Annotated in this window: 11 protein-coding genes; 10 read left to right on the forward strand and 1 reads right to left on the reverse strand. The window is 49.3% G+C overall.

The features are described 5' to 3' along the window. Window positions 1-19: 19 nt before the first annotated feature. Window positions 20-1,045, reverse strand: a complete 1,026-nt coding sequence (locus tag HMPREF0240_RS04460; protein WP_009002253.1) for a zinc-dependent alcohol dehydrogenase family protein — start codon at window positions 1,043-1,045, stop codon at window positions 20-22. A gap of 273 nt (window positions 1,046-1,318) precedes the next feature. On the opposite strand from HMPREF0240_RS04460, the gene HMPREF0240_RS04465 reads away from it, so the two are divergent. The 10 genes from HMPREF0240_RS04465 (at window position 1,319) to rsmB (ending at window position 15,001) form a co-directional block, all read left to right on the forward strand. Beyond that, window positions 1,319-2,455 (forward strand): ROK family transcriptional regulator, encoded by a 1,137-nt coding sequence (locus HMPREF0240_RS04465; RefSeq protein WP_009002254.1) that lies wholly within the window; start codon window positions 1,319-1,321, stop codon window positions 2,453-2,455. A 208-nt stretch (window positions 2,456-2,663) separates the two neighbouring features. Then, the gene (gene clpB / locus HMPREF0240_RS04470; protein WP_009002255.1) at window positions 2,664-5,261 is read left to right on the forward strand and encodes an ATP-dependent chaperone ClpB; all 2,598 of its coding nucleotides are present in this window, start codon (window positions 2,664-2,666) and stop codon (window positions 5,259-5,261) included. Further along, a complete protein-coding gene (locus HMPREF0240_RS04475; protein WP_009002256.1) occupies window positions 5,258-6,493 on the forward strand; it encodes a DNA polymerase IV in 1,236 nt (411 codons plus the stop codon). The genes clpB and HMPREF0240_RS04475 overlap by 4 nt, the downstream gene beginning before the upstream one ends. A 52-nt stretch (window positions 6,494-6,545) precedes the next feature. Then, entirely contained in the window at window positions 6,546-7,559 is a 1,014-nt protein-coding gene (locus tag HMPREF0240_RS04480) for an acyltransferase family protein (protein ID WP_009002257.1), read from the forward strand. 94 nt (window positions 7,560-7,653) lie between these two features. Then, window positions 7,654-9,114, forward strand: coding sequence for a UDP-N-acetylmuramoyl-L-alanyl-D-glutamate--2,6-diaminopimelate ligase (locus tag HMPREF0240_RS04485; RefSeq protein ID WP_009002258.1), 1,461 nt, complete (start codon window positions 7,654-7,656; stop codon window positions 9,112-9,114). Window positions 9,115-9,127: 13 nt separating this feature from the next. Continuing rightward, window positions 9,128-11,353 (forward strand): primosomal protein N', encoded by a 2,226-nt coding sequence (gene priA / locus HMPREF0240_RS04490; protein WP_009002259.1) that lies wholly within the window; start codon window positions 9,128-9,130, stop codon window positions 11,351-11,353. Between the two features lie 62 nt (window positions 11,354-11,415). Further along, window positions 11,416-11,892, forward strand: coding sequence for a peptide deformylase (gene def / locus HMPREF0240_RS04495; RefSeq protein ID WP_009002260.1), 477 nt, complete (start codon window positions 11,416-11,418; stop codon window positions 11,890-11,892). A gap of 1 nt (window position 11,893) precedes the next feature. Next, complete coding sequence (gene fmt, locus HMPREF0240_RS04500; RefSeq protein WP_035312374.1) at window positions 11,894-12,841, forward strand: methionyl-tRNA formyltransferase; 948 nt, start codon at window positions 11,894-11,896, stop codon at window positions 12,839-12,841. Window positions 12,842-12,935: 94 nt separating this feature from the next. Beyond that, on the forward strand, window positions 12,936-13,631 hold the full coding sequence (locus tag HMPREF0240_RS04505) for a zinc metallopeptidase (RefSeq protein WP_009002262.1): 696 nt from the start codon (window positions 12,936-12,938) through the stop codon (window positions 13,629-13,631). 14 nt (window positions 13,632-13,645) lie between these two features. Further along, window positions 13,646-15,001, forward strand: coding sequence for a 16S rRNA (cytosine(967)-C(5))-methyltransferase RsmB (gene rsmB, locus HMPREF0240_RS04510; RefSeq protein ID WP_009002263.1), 1,356 nt, complete (start codon window positions 13,646-13,648; stop codon window positions 14,999-15,001). The last annotated feature ends 2 nt before the right edge of the window (window positions 15,002-15,003 follow it).

Genomic DNA, 15,003 nt, shown 5'->3' on the forward strand with positions numbered 1-15,003 from the left:
ATTCCCCTTTTCAGCGCTTTTACTTTTCCGGTGAAATGATATATTTTCCGTTTGTGCGAAGTTCCGGTCTGCTTAATACATCTTCCAGTTTCTCAAGTCCGCATACGTCAAAAACCATGCTGCTGACATCCAATCGTTCGGAATCAATCAGATCCAATGCCCTTTTCTGTGTATAAGGATTAATGAAGGATGCCTTCAGCTCTAATTCCTTCTGGAAGATCTGGAATGGCTTTACAGAGATTGCCTCGTCCGGTTTTGTAAGGCCAAACATCATGACAATTGCTTTGTTTCCAGCAATCTCGATTGCCTGTTCAATCGTAGAAGGACGTCCGACACATTCGATGACTGTGTTAACCCATGTCATACCGGCAGCTTCTAAGCGTGATTTTACACCTTCCCGAAGCGGATTAATGCAGACATCGGCACCCAATTTTCTTCCAACTTCTCTTTTGCTTTCTACAGGTTCGAGTAAGGCTATTTTTGCTGCTCCCGCCAGTTTAGCCAACTGTAACATAAGAAGGCCAATCATTCCTCCGCCAATTACAACGACCTGATGACCCGGCTGAATCTCGCACATATCGATTCCGTGCAGACAGCAGGCAACCGGTTCTGTCATGGCGCCCTGTTCAAAAGTGGTGTTTTCCCCAAGCTTATAAACCTGTCTTTCATTTACCGCACAATATTCTGCAAATCCGCCGTTGACGGTTGTTCCGTATCCAATCATGTGTTCGCAGTAGTGTGCAATCCCATTTCTGCATGGCTCGCAGGAACCGCAGTAGCAGTTGGGATCAATGCATACTCTGTCCCCAGCTTTGTAATCCGTTACTTCTGCGCCTGTCTCTGTGATGACGCCTGAAAATTCATGTCCGAGTATAGTGGGAGGGGTAACTTCTGCGGCGCCTTTGTCACCCTCGTAGATATGTACGTCTGTTCCGCATACGCCGCAGGCCTTTACCTGAATCAGGACATCTTTTGGACCAACTGCCGGCATCTCATGTTCTTCCACCCGTAAATCATGTTTTCCGTAAAATACTGCACTTTTCATTTAAATTCCTCCATGTTGAAAGTTTTGATTGTTACTTAAGTTTATATCTAAGTTGTAAGTAGAGTATAAAACTTAAAGCTTGAAAAAGCTATTGACAAATAAACCAAGATTTATACTTTATTTCTATGCACATTTCACAATGAGTGGGGGATGCCGTGGTTAAGAGTTTCGTAAAGAAGAGCTTTTCTTAATTGCGTTTTTACTTTCACTGTATTAGAATAAAACCAGAACTTACTTTTATGATCTACACATAACTTTTATAAGGAGTTTCATATGAATGAGAAAGGTGTAACCACTATTACATTAAAAAAAATAAATAAGTCAAAGGTCTACCATTATATTTATAAGCAAAGGATTACCGCCAAGCTGCAGATTGTCCGGGATCTGCAGATGGGGCTGTCCACGGTCAGCCAGAATCTGAATGTTTTGGAACAGGAGGGGCTGATTGAAAGAAAAGGATTTTTTGATTCGACCGGGGGAAGGAAGGCACAGGCGATACAGATTGTTGCTGATGCAAAAATTTCCATAGGAGCAGGGATTTTGAAAAATATGTTTCATATTGCTTCTGTAAACTTATATGGAGAAGCAGTAAATATGGAAACTTTTAATGTACCTTACAGCAGTGATCCGGGATATTATGACCAGGTTACAGATAAGATTGAACAGTTTATCTCGGAGAATTATTATACAAAAGATCGGATTCTGGGTATTTCCATTGCAACCCAGGGGATTATATCTACGGATGGCGCTACTGTAACTTATGGCGCAATCATGGATAATTCAGATATGAAACTTACTGATTTTTCTTCCCGCCTGCCATATCCGTGCCGTTTGGAACATGATTCTAAGGCCGCCGCCTTTCTGGAATTATGGAATCATAATGAATTTGATAATGCGATGGTGTTTCTTCTGAACAGGAATCTGGGAGGGGCCGTTATAACGAACCATTGCGTTCAGAAGGGAATGTCTATGCACAGCGGCGCCATCGAACATATGTGTATTGATCCGGATGGACCCCTGTGCTACTGTGGAAACAGAGGATGCCTGGAGACTTATTGCTCGGTAAATGCACTGGAAGCCGCCGCAGGGATGCCTGTGAAAAAGTTTTTTACTTTGTTGAGAGAAGATAATGATGGCGGTATGCAGCAAATTTGGGAAGGCTATCTGCAGTATTTGGCTTTTGCCATAAGAAATTTGAATCTGGTTATCGACGGCCCTATTATTATAAGTGGATATCTGGCGCCTTATTTCACGGAGGAGGATCTCGAATATTTACTGGAGCGCATTAATAGTTCTACTCCCTTTAAACTTGAAAGAAGGCATTTGATCGTAGGAATGCAAGGACAGTATACACCGGCAGTCGGGTCAGCATTGTATTATGTTGAGCAGTTCATGGAATCAATATCCTGACAGGAAATAAACGGTCAGATCATTCTTGGGGGTATTTTAAGTTTTAGTCTGCCCCTGCCCGTGGTCATGATTTCTGCATGTATTTAATACTATTTTAACAGTTTGCTAAAAAAAAATTAGCACTCATCTATTGACAGTGCTAATAACGAGTGGTATTGTTATAGTGTTAATAGAACAATGACATTGAAATGACAAAGGAGGTCTTTCTATGAACATAAATAAATTTACCCAGAATTCTCTCCAGGCAGTCCAGAATTGTGAGAAAGTAGCCTACGACTACGGCAACCAGGAGATTGCACAGGAGCACCTGCTGTATGCACTGGTAACGCAGAATGACAGCCTGATTTTAAAATTACTTGAAAAAATGAATATACAGGGAACCCTGTTTACAAACCGTGTGGAGGAGGCCCTGGCTAAGCGTCCGAAAGTGCAGGGCGGCCAGGTATTCGTGGGGCAGGATCTGAACAACGTTCTGATCCATGCGGAGGATGAGGCAAAGCAGATGGGAGACGAATACGTTTCTGTAGAGCACCTTTTCCTGGCCCTGTTAAAATATGCAAGCCGAGAACTGAAGGCGCTGTATAAGGAATTCGGCATCAGCCGCAACGATTTCCTGCAGGCATTGTCCACTGTGCGCGGAAACCAGAAGGTGACCAGCGACAATCCTGAGGCTACTTATGATACTTTGAATAAGTATGGCCAGGATCTTGTGGAGCGTGCAAGGGATCAGAAGCTGGATCCTGTCATTGGCAGAGACGAGGAGATCCGCAATGTGATACGGATTCTTTCCCGTAAGACCAAGAACAATCCCGTGCTCATCGGTGAGCCGGGCGTCGGAAAGACGGCAGTTGTAGAGGGGCTGGCACAGCGTATCGTCAGAGGTGACGTGCCGGAAGGTCTGAAGAATAAGACAATCTTCTCTCTGGACATGGGAGCTCTGGTTGCGGGCGCAAAATACAGAGGCGAATTCGAGGAACGTCTGAAAGCGGTTCTGGAGGAAGTGAAAAACAGCGACGGACAGATCATTCTCTTTATCGATGAGCTTCACACAATAGTAGGCGCAGGAAAAACGGATGGCGCTATGGATGCCGGCAACATGCTGAAACCGATGCTGGCAAGAGGCGAGCTGCACTGTATCGGTGCTACGACACTGGATGAGTACCGCCAGTATATTGAAAAGGACGCGGCGCTGGAGCGGCGTTTCCAGCCGGTCATGGTAGAAGAGCCTACGGTGGAGGATGCGATTTCTATTCTGAGGGGGCTAAAGGAACGCTATGAAGTATTCCATGGTGTCAAGATCACTGACAGCGCGCTGGTCGCGGCGGCAATGCTATCCAATCGTTATATATCCGACCGGTTCCTGCCCGATAAGGCAATCGACCTGGTGGATGAAGCCTGTGCGCTGATTAAGACGGAACTGGATTCCATGCCTACAGAACTGGATGAACTCCGCCGCCGAATCATGCAGCTGGAGATTGAAGAAGAAGCATTGAAAAAAGAGGAAGACCGGCTGAGCAAGGAGCGCCTCGGACACCTTCAGGAAGAGCTGGCCGGCTTAAATGAAGAGTATGCGGGCAAGAAGGCACAGTGGGACAACGAGAAGGCTTCTGTTGAAAGAGTCCAGAAGATCCGCGAAGAGATAGAACAGGTAAACAAAGATATCCAGAAAGCACAGAGGGAGTATGACCTGAACCTGGCAGCAGAGCTGCAGTACGGACGTCTGCCGCAGCTGCAGAAACAGCTGGAGGAGGAAGAAGACAAGGTCAGGGAGAAAGAACTGGCACTGGTTCATGAAGCCGTTACAGACGAGGAGATCGCCAAGATCATTTCCAGATGGACGGGAATCCCGGTGGCAAAGCTGAACGAGAGCGAGAGAAGCAAGACGCTGCATTTGGGCGATGAGCTGCACAGACGTGTCATTGGACAGGATGAGGGCGTGGAATTGGTGACAGAGGCAATTATCCGTTCTAAGGCGGGTATTAAAGACCCATCAAAACCAATCGGATCATTTCTGTTCCTCGGACCTACCGGTGTCGGCAAGACGGAGCTGGCGAAAGCGCTGGCGGAGAGTCTGTTTGATGATGAGAACAGCATGGTGCGTATCGATATGAGCGAGTATATGGAGAAATTCTCCGTATCCAGGCTGATCGGAGCGCCTCCGGGATATGTGGGATATGATGAAGGCGGCCAGCTGACAGAAGCGGTCAGAAGGAAACCATATTCTGTTGTACTGTTTGACGAGATCGAGAAGGCACATCCAGATGTATTCAACGTGCTTCTTCAGGTGCTGGATGACGGGCGTATCACAGACTCACAGGGGCGTACCGTGGACTTTAAGAATACGATCCTGATTATGACCTCCAACCTTGGGGCCAATTATCTTCTGGAGGGGATTGAGGAAGACGGGACCATAGACGCGGCAAGCCAGGATATGGTGATGAACGAGCTTCGCGCCCGGTTCAGGCCGGAATTTCTGAACCGTCTGGATGAAATCATTATGTTTAAACCGTTGACGAAACACAATATTTATGCAATTATTGATTTATTAGCAGCAGACGTCAACAAGAGGCTTGCAGATAAAGAGCTTTCTATTGAGCTGACAGAAGAGGCCAGAAATTATATCGTAGAAGGTGGATATGACCCGATGTACGGGGCAAGGCCACTGAAGAGATATCTGCAGAAGAATGTAGAAACACTGGCAGCAAAACTGATTCTGGCAGGCAATGTGGGAAGAGGCGATATCATTCTAATCGATGTTGTTGACGGAAAATTAGAAGCAAGGGTGAAAGGACAGCTGGTTTTATGACGCCGATCATTTTCCATATAGATGTCAATTCCGCTTATCTGAGCTGGACAGCGGTAGAACAACTGAAAAACGGAGCAAAGCAGGATATGAGGCTCGTACCGGCCATCATAGGCGGCGACCAGAAGGCGCGCCGGGGCGTGGTGCTTGCCAAGTCCATTCCTGCAAAAAAATACGGCATTCGCACGGGGGAACCTGTTGCGAATGCCTTTCGTAAGTGTCCGAACCTGGTGATGGCTCCCCCTGACCATAAGATGTACCGGGAGAAAAGCGCGCGCCTCATGGAGTACTTGAAGACGTTTACCACGGAGATTGAGCAGGTCAGCGTGGACGAGTGCTATATGGACTTTACCGGGATTGCATGGAAATACCCGTCTCCCGTGGATGCGGCACTGGTCATAAAGGACGGGATAAAAGCGCAGTTCGGGTTTACGGTAAATATCGGGATATCCTCCAACAAGCTGCTGGCTAAGATGGCATCGGATTTTGAAAAGCCGGACAAGGTGCACACGCTGTTTCCCGAGGAGATCCGGGTGAAAATGTGGCCTCTTCCTATCGGGGAGCTGTATATGGCAGGGCGTTCCAGCGTGGAGACATTTAAAAAACTGGAAATATATACGATCGGGGATCTTGCGCAGGCGGATCAGGGGCTGATCAGCCTCCATATGAAAAGCCATGGTCGGATGCTTTGGGAATTTGCCAACGGGATAGATGATTCCCGCGTCCAGTCCGAACAGGCGGAGGCTAAGGGGATCGGCAATTCCACGACGCTGTCGGAGAATGCCGAGACAGCGGAGACAGCAAAAGCAGTATTGCATGAGTTGGCAGAAAGCGTAGGGAGGCGGCTTAGAAAAGCCGGGCAGAAGGCCAATATGGTCAGTATGGAAATCAAATATCATGATTTTCAGCGCGTCTCCCACCAGAAACAGCTGGACAAGCCGTCCAGCGAGGATGAGGTGCTGTATAAAGCGGCCTGTCAGTTGTTTGATGAGACATGGGACGGGGAGCCGATCCGCCTGCTGGGAATCCGCACGGCAAAGCTTGTGGTGGCTTCAGAACCGGTACAGCTTTCTATTTTTGATATAGAGATGCCGAAGCCTCCGGATGAAAAACACCAGAAGCTGAATCTGGCCATGGAGGAGATCCGGGCAAAATACGGGAAAGATGCAGTGGTGAAGGCCAGCCTGATGAAAAAAGGTACCGGACGCACTGAGAAGAACAAAAAAAGACAGTAGCGGCGGAAACAGAGAGAGCGCCGCTGCGCAAAAGAGATATGGGAAGAAAACGATGAAGAAAAAGAATTACAATATGGAGCTGATCAGAACCGTCTCATTTGTGATGGTCATTGTCATACATGTTACTAATTATTTCTGCAGGGCATACACCGATATTGGCAGAGGGGAATATCTGTTTTCTCTGCTGCTGGACACTGCGGCCAGAGTCAGTGTACCCTGCTTTTTCATGCTCAGCGGGGCCCTGCTGCTGGGGCGGACGGAAAGCTTACGTAAAAACGGGGAGCGTCTGCTGCGATTTTTGATTGTTCTGGCATTCTGGAGCATTGTTTATTATTTCTTTAATATATATTATATGGGGACTCCTTATGATCTGCGGGACCTGTTCTATACTCCGACGGAACCGCATCTGTGGTACCTGTATGCCACGATCCCGATCTATCTGGTACTGCCTTTTTTTCAGATCATGTGCAGGGGGATGAATACCCGGATGGATAAAGCATTTTTGCTTATGGGCAGCCTCGCCGCGGTCTTTATGTACTTTTCTTCGCTGATGCATGAGGAGCCTTATTATGACGTGCCGATCATTGGGGACAAAGTTTATACGTTTTATTTCTTTCTCGGATATTTTATCCACAGATACCGGGAAAAACTAAAGGGGAAGGAGCCGCTGCTCTTCGGAATTTTTATAGGGAGCACTGCCCTGAATATAGCTCTTACCGCCTGGAAAACATTCGGCGCGGGAGCGCATTACGAGAGATTCCTGGAATATGGCTGCCCTCTGGTGATCACGGCGGGAGCATCGTTCTTTGCCCTGATGATGCAGGCCGGAGGCGGAAGCATCCGGCTGAAGGAGAGGACGAAAGGCGTCATTGATATCTGCTGCGCCTGCTCGTTTGGTGTGTATCTGATCCATATTCTGTTTCTGGACACTTATAAAAAATATGTGGACCCGGAGCAGATCAGTGCATGGATTGCCGTGCCTGTACTGACGGCAGGGCTTCTGCTGGCTTCCTTTGTGTGCATTTATTTTATACGGAAGCTGCCGTTCGGAAAATATATTTCATAAAGATTTCACGAAGAATTCATAGGAGAATTTTGCAACCGGGGGCCGTTTGTGTTATCCTATGGTAGAAAAGTATTTCCATTCAGGAGGAGCATACATGAAGCTGAATCAGTTATTAGAGCGTTTAGAATATGAAGTAATTCAGGGGAGCGATGAGGCGGAGATTACCACATTCATCAATGATTCCCGGAAGGTAGAGAAAGGATCTGCATTTGTCTGCATCAGCGGAGCAGTTGTGGACGGACATGATTTTGTAGAAGAGGTGGCCCAGAAAGGAGCTGCCGCCGTGATTGTAGAACGTGAGGTGGAAGCGCCGGAAGACATGACAGTTATCCGGGTGGCAGACAGCCGCTATGCGCTGGCGCTCATGTCTGCCGCTTACTTTGGCTATCCGGCGGATAAGATGAAGATTATCGGAATTACCGGTACAAAGGGAAAGACCACGACAACCTACATGATCAAATCCATTCTGGAAGGGGTCGGCCATAAAGTAGGGCTGATCGGAACCATTGAGGCGATTATCGGGGATGAGAAGATCCCGGCAGCGAATACGACGCCGGAATCCTATACGATCCATCAGTATTTCGCAAGGATGGTGGAGGCCGGCTGTGACAGCGTGGTTATGGAAGTCTCCTCTCAGGGGCTGATGCTGCACAGAACAGCGGGAATTCCTTTTGAGATCGGGATTTTTACGAATCTGGGCAGGGATCATATCGGGCCGAATGAGCATAAGGATTTTGAGGACTATAAGCGATGCAAAGGATTGCTGTTTCAGCAGTGCAGGCTTGGAATTGCCAACGTAGACGATGAGTATTTTGAAGATGTTTTCTCCCGGGCAACCTGCAGGGTGGAGACCTTCGGTTTTTCCGAAAAGGCAGATCTGCGTGCAGTAGATACGCATCTTGTGTCCAGACCGGGGTATCTGGGAGTCGCATACCATGTGAGCGGCCTCATGGACTTTGATGTGGAGATCGATATACCGGGCAAGTTCAGTGTTTACAATTCCCTGACGGCCATCGCGGTGTGCAGGCATTTCCAGGTGCCGGTGGAACAGATCAAAAAGGCCCTGAAGGTGGCAAATGTTAAGGGGCGTATCGAGATGATTCCGGTGTCGGATGAATTTACGCTGATGATTGACTATGCACACAATGCCATGAGCCTGGAGAGCCTTCTGACGACTCTGAAGGAATATGAGCCGGCGCGGCTTGTATGTCTGTTCGGATGCGGCGGTAACCGTTCCAGGGAACGCAGGTATGAGATGGGAGAAGTGTCCGGGCGTCTGGCGGACCTGTCGATTATAACCTCTGATAATCCGAGATTTGAAGAACCACAGGCGATCATCGATGATATTAAGACAGGAATCCACAAGACAGATGGAAAGTATGTGGAGATTTGTGACAGAAAAGAAGCAATCAAGTATGCAATAGAGCATGGACAGCGGGGCGATGTGATCGTGCTGGCGGGTAAGGGCCATGAGGACTATCAGGAAATAAAGGGTGTAAAATATCCCATGGATGAGCGCGTGCTGATCCGGGAAATACTGGAAGAATTAAAGTAGGTGAATACATTTCATGTATGCGAACATTATCGTAGACATTACACATGAAAAACTGGATAAGATATTCCAATACAGAGTCCCCTCCCGTCTGGAAGGGGAACTTTCTGTTGGTATGGAAGTACTGGTGCCTTTCGGCAGGGGAAACCGTCAGACAAAAGGGTACGTTGTGGGGCTGACAAAGAGCTGCAATTACGTGGAATCCAAAGTAAAAGAGATCCTGGATATCTCCAGAAGCGGTGTGGCGATAGAAGGAAAGCTTGTTGCCCTGGCCGCCTGGATGAAGGAGCAGTACGGCGGCACGATGATCCAGTCTTTAAAAACTGTGCTTCCCATCAAGCAGAAGGAGAATGCCAGGGTAAAGAAACGGGTCCGTCTTCTTCTAAATGAGGAGGAAGGAAAGGAAAAACTGGAATTTTATCTGGAGAAGAACCAGCGGGCAAGGGCCAGGCTGATGGCGGCGCTTCTGGATGATTCCGTGCTGGATTATGAGCTGGTGTCGAAGAAGCTGAATATTACGCTCACTGTCGTGCGGGCCATGGAAGAACAGGGGGTTCTGGCCCTGGAGACAGAGCAGGTCTACCGCAATCCGGTGAAAGGGAAAAAAGAAGAGTGCAGTATTACATTTACCGGGGATCAGCGGCATGCCGTGGATGCATTCTGGAAAGACTATGAACAGGAGAAGTACGGTACTTATCTGATATACGGGGTGACGGGCAGCGGCAAAACCGAAGTATATATAGAAATGATACGGCGGGTGGCGGCTCAGGGGAAGCAGGCGATTGTACTGATCCCGGAGATTGCCCTGACTTATCAGACGGTGATGCGGTTTTACAGGAATTTTGGCGACAGGGTGTCGATCATGAATTCCAGGCTCTCGGCAGGGGAGCGTTATGACCAGATGATGCGGGCAAAAGAAGGCGGGATCGATGTGATGATCGGTCCGCGGTCTGCACTGTTCACGCCGTTTCCCAACCTGGGGCTAATCGTGATAGACGAAGAACACGAGACTACCTATAAAAGTGAACAGGTGCCCAGGTATCATGCCAGAGAAACTGCGATTGCCAGGGCAGGCATGGAGGGCGCCAGTGTGATTCTGGGTTCGGCAACCCCTTCCATGGAGGCAATGTACCGCGCCAAAAGCGGGGAATACGCTCTGCTGGAGATGCCCAACCGTTCCGGGATGCAGGACATGGCGGAGGTATTCACTGTGGATCTGCGGGAAGAGATCCGGGAGGGCAACCGCTCAATACTGAGCAGAAGACTGCAGGAAATGATAGCGGACCGCCTGGAGAAGCGCGAGCAGATTATGCTGTTTTTGAACCGGCGGGGTTATGCAGGATTTGTCTCCTGCAGAGAATGCGGACATGTAATCAAGTGCCCCCACTGTGATGTGTCGCTTTCGTCCCACCGAAACGGGAAGATGGTATGCCACTACTGCGGGTATGAAGAGGCGAAAGCGCCTGTCTGCCCCGAATGCGGCTCCCGGCATATCGGCGAATTCCGTGCAGGGACGCAGCAGATTGAGGAGATGGTGAAGCAGCAGTTTCCGGATGCAAGGGTGCTTCGGATGGATATGGATACCACCCGGGAGAAGGACGGCCATGAAAAGATTCTGGCTGCATTTGCCAATGAAGAGGCAGACATTCTGGTGGGAACCCAGATGATCGTGAAGGGGCATGATTTTCCGAATGTGACGCTGGTGGGTGTGCTGGCGGCAGATATGTCCCTGTATGCGAACGATTACCGGGCAGGCGAGAGAACCTTTCAGCTGCTGACCCAGGCCGTTGGAAGAGCCGGCCGTGGGAAGAAGAAAGGCGAGGCCGTGATCCAGACTTACAGCCCGGAACATTATGGAATTACGACCGCGGCAGCACAGGATTATGAGGCCTTCTATGCGGAAGAAATCCGCTACCGTGAGCTGATGGGATACCCGCCGGCGGAGAACCTGCTGGCCGTGCTGGTGAGCTGCGGGGATGAGCCGCTTCTGGAAAAGGGCTGCAGGTATCTCAAGGAATATGCGCTGCGCATCAAAAAGGACGGGGACATGGAGATCATCGGCCCGGCAAGCCCGGGGATCGGAAAAGTCAACGATGTGTATCGTAAAGTCCTCTACCTGAAATCAGAAAGATATGATACACTGGTAAAGATGAAAAATTATCTGGAACAGTACATCGAGGTGAATACGGGATTTCAGAAAATGCGGATCCAGTTTGATTTCAATCCTATGAATGTATTTTGAGTTTCGGAAATCGGAGAATAGAGAAAAGAAAAAAGAAGCAGAATAGAAACAGGGAGGATATTATGGCAATCAGAGAAGTAAGAATGATTGGGGACGAAATTTTGACGAAGCAGTGCAAAGAAGTGACAAAGGTGACTCTGCGGACGAAGATGCTTATTGAAGACATGTTAGACACGATGTACGAGAAGATGGGAGTAGGCCTTGCTGCCCCTCAGGTTGGCGTACTCAAGAATATAGTGACGATTGATGTGGGAGAGGGGCCGATTGTATTGATCAACCCGGTGATTATAGAGGCTTCCGGGGAGCAGACAGGGGAAGAAGGCTGCCTGAGCGTTCCTGGTAAATGGGGGATAGTGACCAGACCGGACCATGTGAAGGTACGGGCATTGAATGAAGATATGGAAGAGTTTGAGATGGAGGGCGAGGGCCTTCTGGCAAGGGCTTTCTGCCATGAAATTGCACATTTATCAGGGGAGTTATATGTAGACAGAGTATTAGACGGACTTCATGATGTAACGTATGAGGAGGAAGAAGAGTAAGATGAGAGTAATATTTATGGGGACTCCTGATTTTGCTGTCGGAACTCTGGAAGCACTGATTCAGGCCGGTCATGACGTCTGCCTGGCTGTGACACAGCCTGACAAGCCAAAGGGCAGGGGCAAAGAAATGCAGTTTACGCCTGTAAAAGAAGCGGCAGAAAAGCATGGGATTCCGGTGTATCAGCCTGTGAAGGTCAGACAGCCGGAATGCGTTGCAGAACTTAGGGGATACAAGGCAGATGTGATTGTTGTTGTGGCATTCGGTCAGATCCTTCCAAAAGAAATCCTGGATATGACACCATACGGCTGTATCAATGTCCATGCGTCACTCCTTCCGAAGTACAGAGGCGCAGCGCCGATTCAGTGGTCTATACTCTGCGGGGAAGAGGTGACGGGTGTCACGACAATGCAGATGGATGAGGGCCTGGATACGGGAGACATGATACTGAAGAGCGAAGTTTTGATTACAGAAGAGGAGACAGGGGAAAGCCTGCACGATAAGCTGGCGGCGGCCGGAGCGGCACTCTGCGTGGAGACGCTGGAGGCGCTGGAGGACGGAACTGCGGTTTTCGAACATCAGGGTGAGAGTCCGACTCCATATGCAAAGATGCTGCATAAAAAGATGGGTAATATTGACTGGAGCCAGCCGGCTGTTCAGATCGAGAGGCTGGTGCGGGGACTGAATTCCTGGCCCAGCGCTTATACGCACTGGGGGGATAAAGTGCTGAAGATCTGGAGGGCAAAAGCAGTGCCGCAGGAAGAAAAGGCCTGTACGGCTGCGCCGGGAACCGTTCTGGAAGTGGGGAAAGACTGCTTCACAGTACAGACCGGAGAAGGGATTCTGCGCATCAGCGAGCTGCAGATTCCAGGGAAAAAACGAATGGAGACGAGTGCATTTCTGAGGGGTTATACACTGGAAACCGGCACACTATTTACCTGCGGCTCATAAAAAGAGCAGTTTTATATTACGGGCTCCCGGGAGAATCGGATCAGAGAGCCTGTACAGGCAATGCGCGTGCATCATTCGAAATGGAGGGAGTATCATGTATTTTTTCTATGATCCAACTTATATACTGGTAATCATCGGCGCTGTTATCTGTATAGTGGCATCCAGCCGTGTGAACCGGGTGTTCAATAAATATGCCCAGGTGCGCAGCCATTCCGGGATAACGGGGAAAGAGGCGGCGGAAAAGATCCTGCGGGCAAATGGAATAAACGATGTGACCGTACAGCATGTATCGGGCAATCTGACGGATCATTACGATCCGCGGAATAAGGTGCTCAGACTGTCGGATGCAACGTATCAGTCGGCTTCGGTCGCGGCCATCGGTGTCGCGGCACATGAGTGCGGCCACGCAGTACAGCACAATGTGGGATACGCACCGCTGAAGATCAGAGGGGCGCTGGTGCCGATCGCGAATTTTGGTTCCATGGCGGCATGGCCGCTGATCATCATCGGGCTGTTTATCAGCGGAGATACCTCATTGTTACTGATCAATCTGGGAATTCTACTGTTTTCCGCGGCAGTTCTGTTCCAGCTTGTGACGCTGCCGGTGGAGTTTAATGCATCCAGGAGGGCAGTGAAGGTCCTGGAGAATACCGGTATGTTATATCCGGAAGAAGTGAGCGCGACAAAAGAAGTGCTTGGGGCGGCTGCCCTGACGTACGTGGCCAGTGCGGCATCCATGATACTGCAGCTTCTCAGGCTGCTAATGATCAGCGGGCGCAGACGCGACTAACAGGAGGAAATAAGATGACAAAGCCGCTTAGCGACAGAGAAATTGTGCTGGGACTTCTGCTGGATATCACGGAGCATGATGTATACAGCCACATTGCCCTGGGGAATGTGCTGAGTAAATATCAGTATCTGGATAAGAAAGAACGTGCATTTATAACAAGGGTGACGGAGGGGACTCTGGAGCATCTGATGGAGCTGGATTATATTCTCGGCCAGTTCTCAAAAGTAAAGGTAAAAAAAATGAAGCCGGTGATCCGCAATATTCTAAGGAGTGCGGTATACCAGCTGAAATATATGGACAGTGTGCCGGATTCTGCCGTCTGCAATGAGGCGGTAAAGCTGGCTGTGAAAAAAGGCTTTGGTTCACTCCGTGGATTTGTAAATGGAGTGCTTCGAAATGTTGCACGGGGGCTGGACACCGTAGAATATCCAAAGGATGCACTGGCAGCATTATCCGTCCGGTATTCCATGCCGGAGTGGATTCTGAAGAAGTGGCTTACGGAGTACGACCGGGAAACCGTGGAGACGATGCTGGCGGATTTCCAGAAGGAAAAACCGGTGACGATCCGCTGTAATATAAACAGGTGTCTGCCAGAGGAACTGGAGGCGAGGCTGGAGAGCGAAGGGGTGAAGGCAGTACGTCACCTTTATCTGCCCTATGCTTACCGCATAACCGGATACGATTATCTGGGCGATATGGAAAGTTTCCGGGAGGGACTGTTTGCAGTGCAGGATGTCAGCTCCATGCTGGTCGGGGAGATTGCGGACCCGAAGCAGGGGGATTATATCATAGACGTGTGTGCCGCTCCGGGCGGCAAGTCCATACATCTTGCAGACCGCCTGTCAGGGACCGGGCATGTGGATGCGAGGGACCTGACGGAATACAAGACTTCACTGATCAGGGACAACATTGACCGTATGCAGATGAAGAATATTTCCGCTGTACAGATGGACGCATCCGTGCTGGACGCCGCATCTGTGGAGAAAGCGGATATTGTGATTGCGGACCTTCCCTGTTCAGGACTTGGAGTGCTGGGAAGAAAGACGGATTTGAAATACAGAACAACAGAAAAACAGACGGAAGAACTTGTACTCCTTCAGCGTAAGATTTTAGACGTGGTGTGCAGTTATGTAAAGCCGGGCGGCGTACTCCTTTACAGCACATGCACGATCAACCGGGCGGAAAACCAGGAAAATGTAAAGTGGTTTCTGGAGACGCATCCGGACTTTGCCCCGGAGCAGCTGGAGGACAGACTGTGTACTGAACTTCAGGATGATGTCCGGGACAGCGGCTGTCTGCAGCTCCTGCCGGGAGTACATGACAGCGATGGATTTTTTATTGCCAGATTTAGAAAGAAAGGTTCAGCGTAGAT

Source organism: Clostridium sp. D5, from assembly GCF_000190355.1.
GTDB classification, from domain to species: Bacteria; Bacillota; Clostridia; order Lachnospirales; family Lachnospiraceae; genus Faecalicatena; species Faecalicatena fissicatena_A.

What these genes read in the sequence shown, in the direction of transcription:
- HMPREF0240_RS04460 (WP_009002253.1), bottom strand. Translation starts at nt 1,045, where the DNA reads ATGAAAAGTGCAGTATTTTACGGAAAACATGATTTACGGGTGGAAGAA.
- HMPREF0240_RS04465 (WP_009002254.1), top strand. Translation starts at nt 1,319, where the DNA reads ATGAATGAGAAAGGTGTAACCACTATTACATTAAAAAAAATAAATAAG.
- clpB (WP_009002255.1), top strand. Translation starts at nt 2,664, where the DNA reads ATGAACATAAATAAATTTACCCAGAATTCTCTCCAGGCAGTCCAGAAT.
- HMPREF0240_RS04475 (WP_009002256.1), top strand. Translation starts at nt 5,258, where the DNA reads ATGACGCCGATCATTTTCCATATAGATGTCAATTCCGCTTATCTGAGC.
- HMPREF0240_RS04480 (WP_009002257.1), top strand. Translation starts at nt 6,546, where the DNA reads ATGAAGAAAAAGAATTACAATATGGAGCTGATCAGAACCGTCTCATTT.
- HMPREF0240_RS04485 (WP_009002258.1), top strand. Translation starts at nt 7,654, where the DNA reads ATGAAGCTGAATCAGTTATTAGAGCGTTTAGAATATGAAGTAATTCAG.
- priA (WP_009002259.1), top strand. Translation starts at nt 9,128, where the DNA reads ATGTATGCGAACATTATCGTAGACATTACACATGAAAAACTGGATAAG.
- def (WP_009002260.1), top strand. Translation starts at nt 11,416, where the DNA reads ATGGCAATCAGAGAAGTAAGAATGATTGGGGACGAAATTTTGACGAAG.
- fmt (WP_035312374.1), top strand. Translation starts at nt 11,894, where the DNA reads ATGAGAGTAATATTTATGGGGACTCCTGATTTTGCTGTCGGAACTCTG.
- HMPREF0240_RS04505 (WP_009002262.1), top strand. Translation starts at nt 12,936, where the DNA reads ATGTATTTTTTCTATGATCCAACTTATATACTGGTAATCATCGGCGCT.
- rsmB (WP_009002263.1), top strand. Translation starts at nt 13,646, where the DNA reads ATGACAAAGCCGCTTAGCGACAGAGAAATTGTGCTGGGACTTCTGCTG.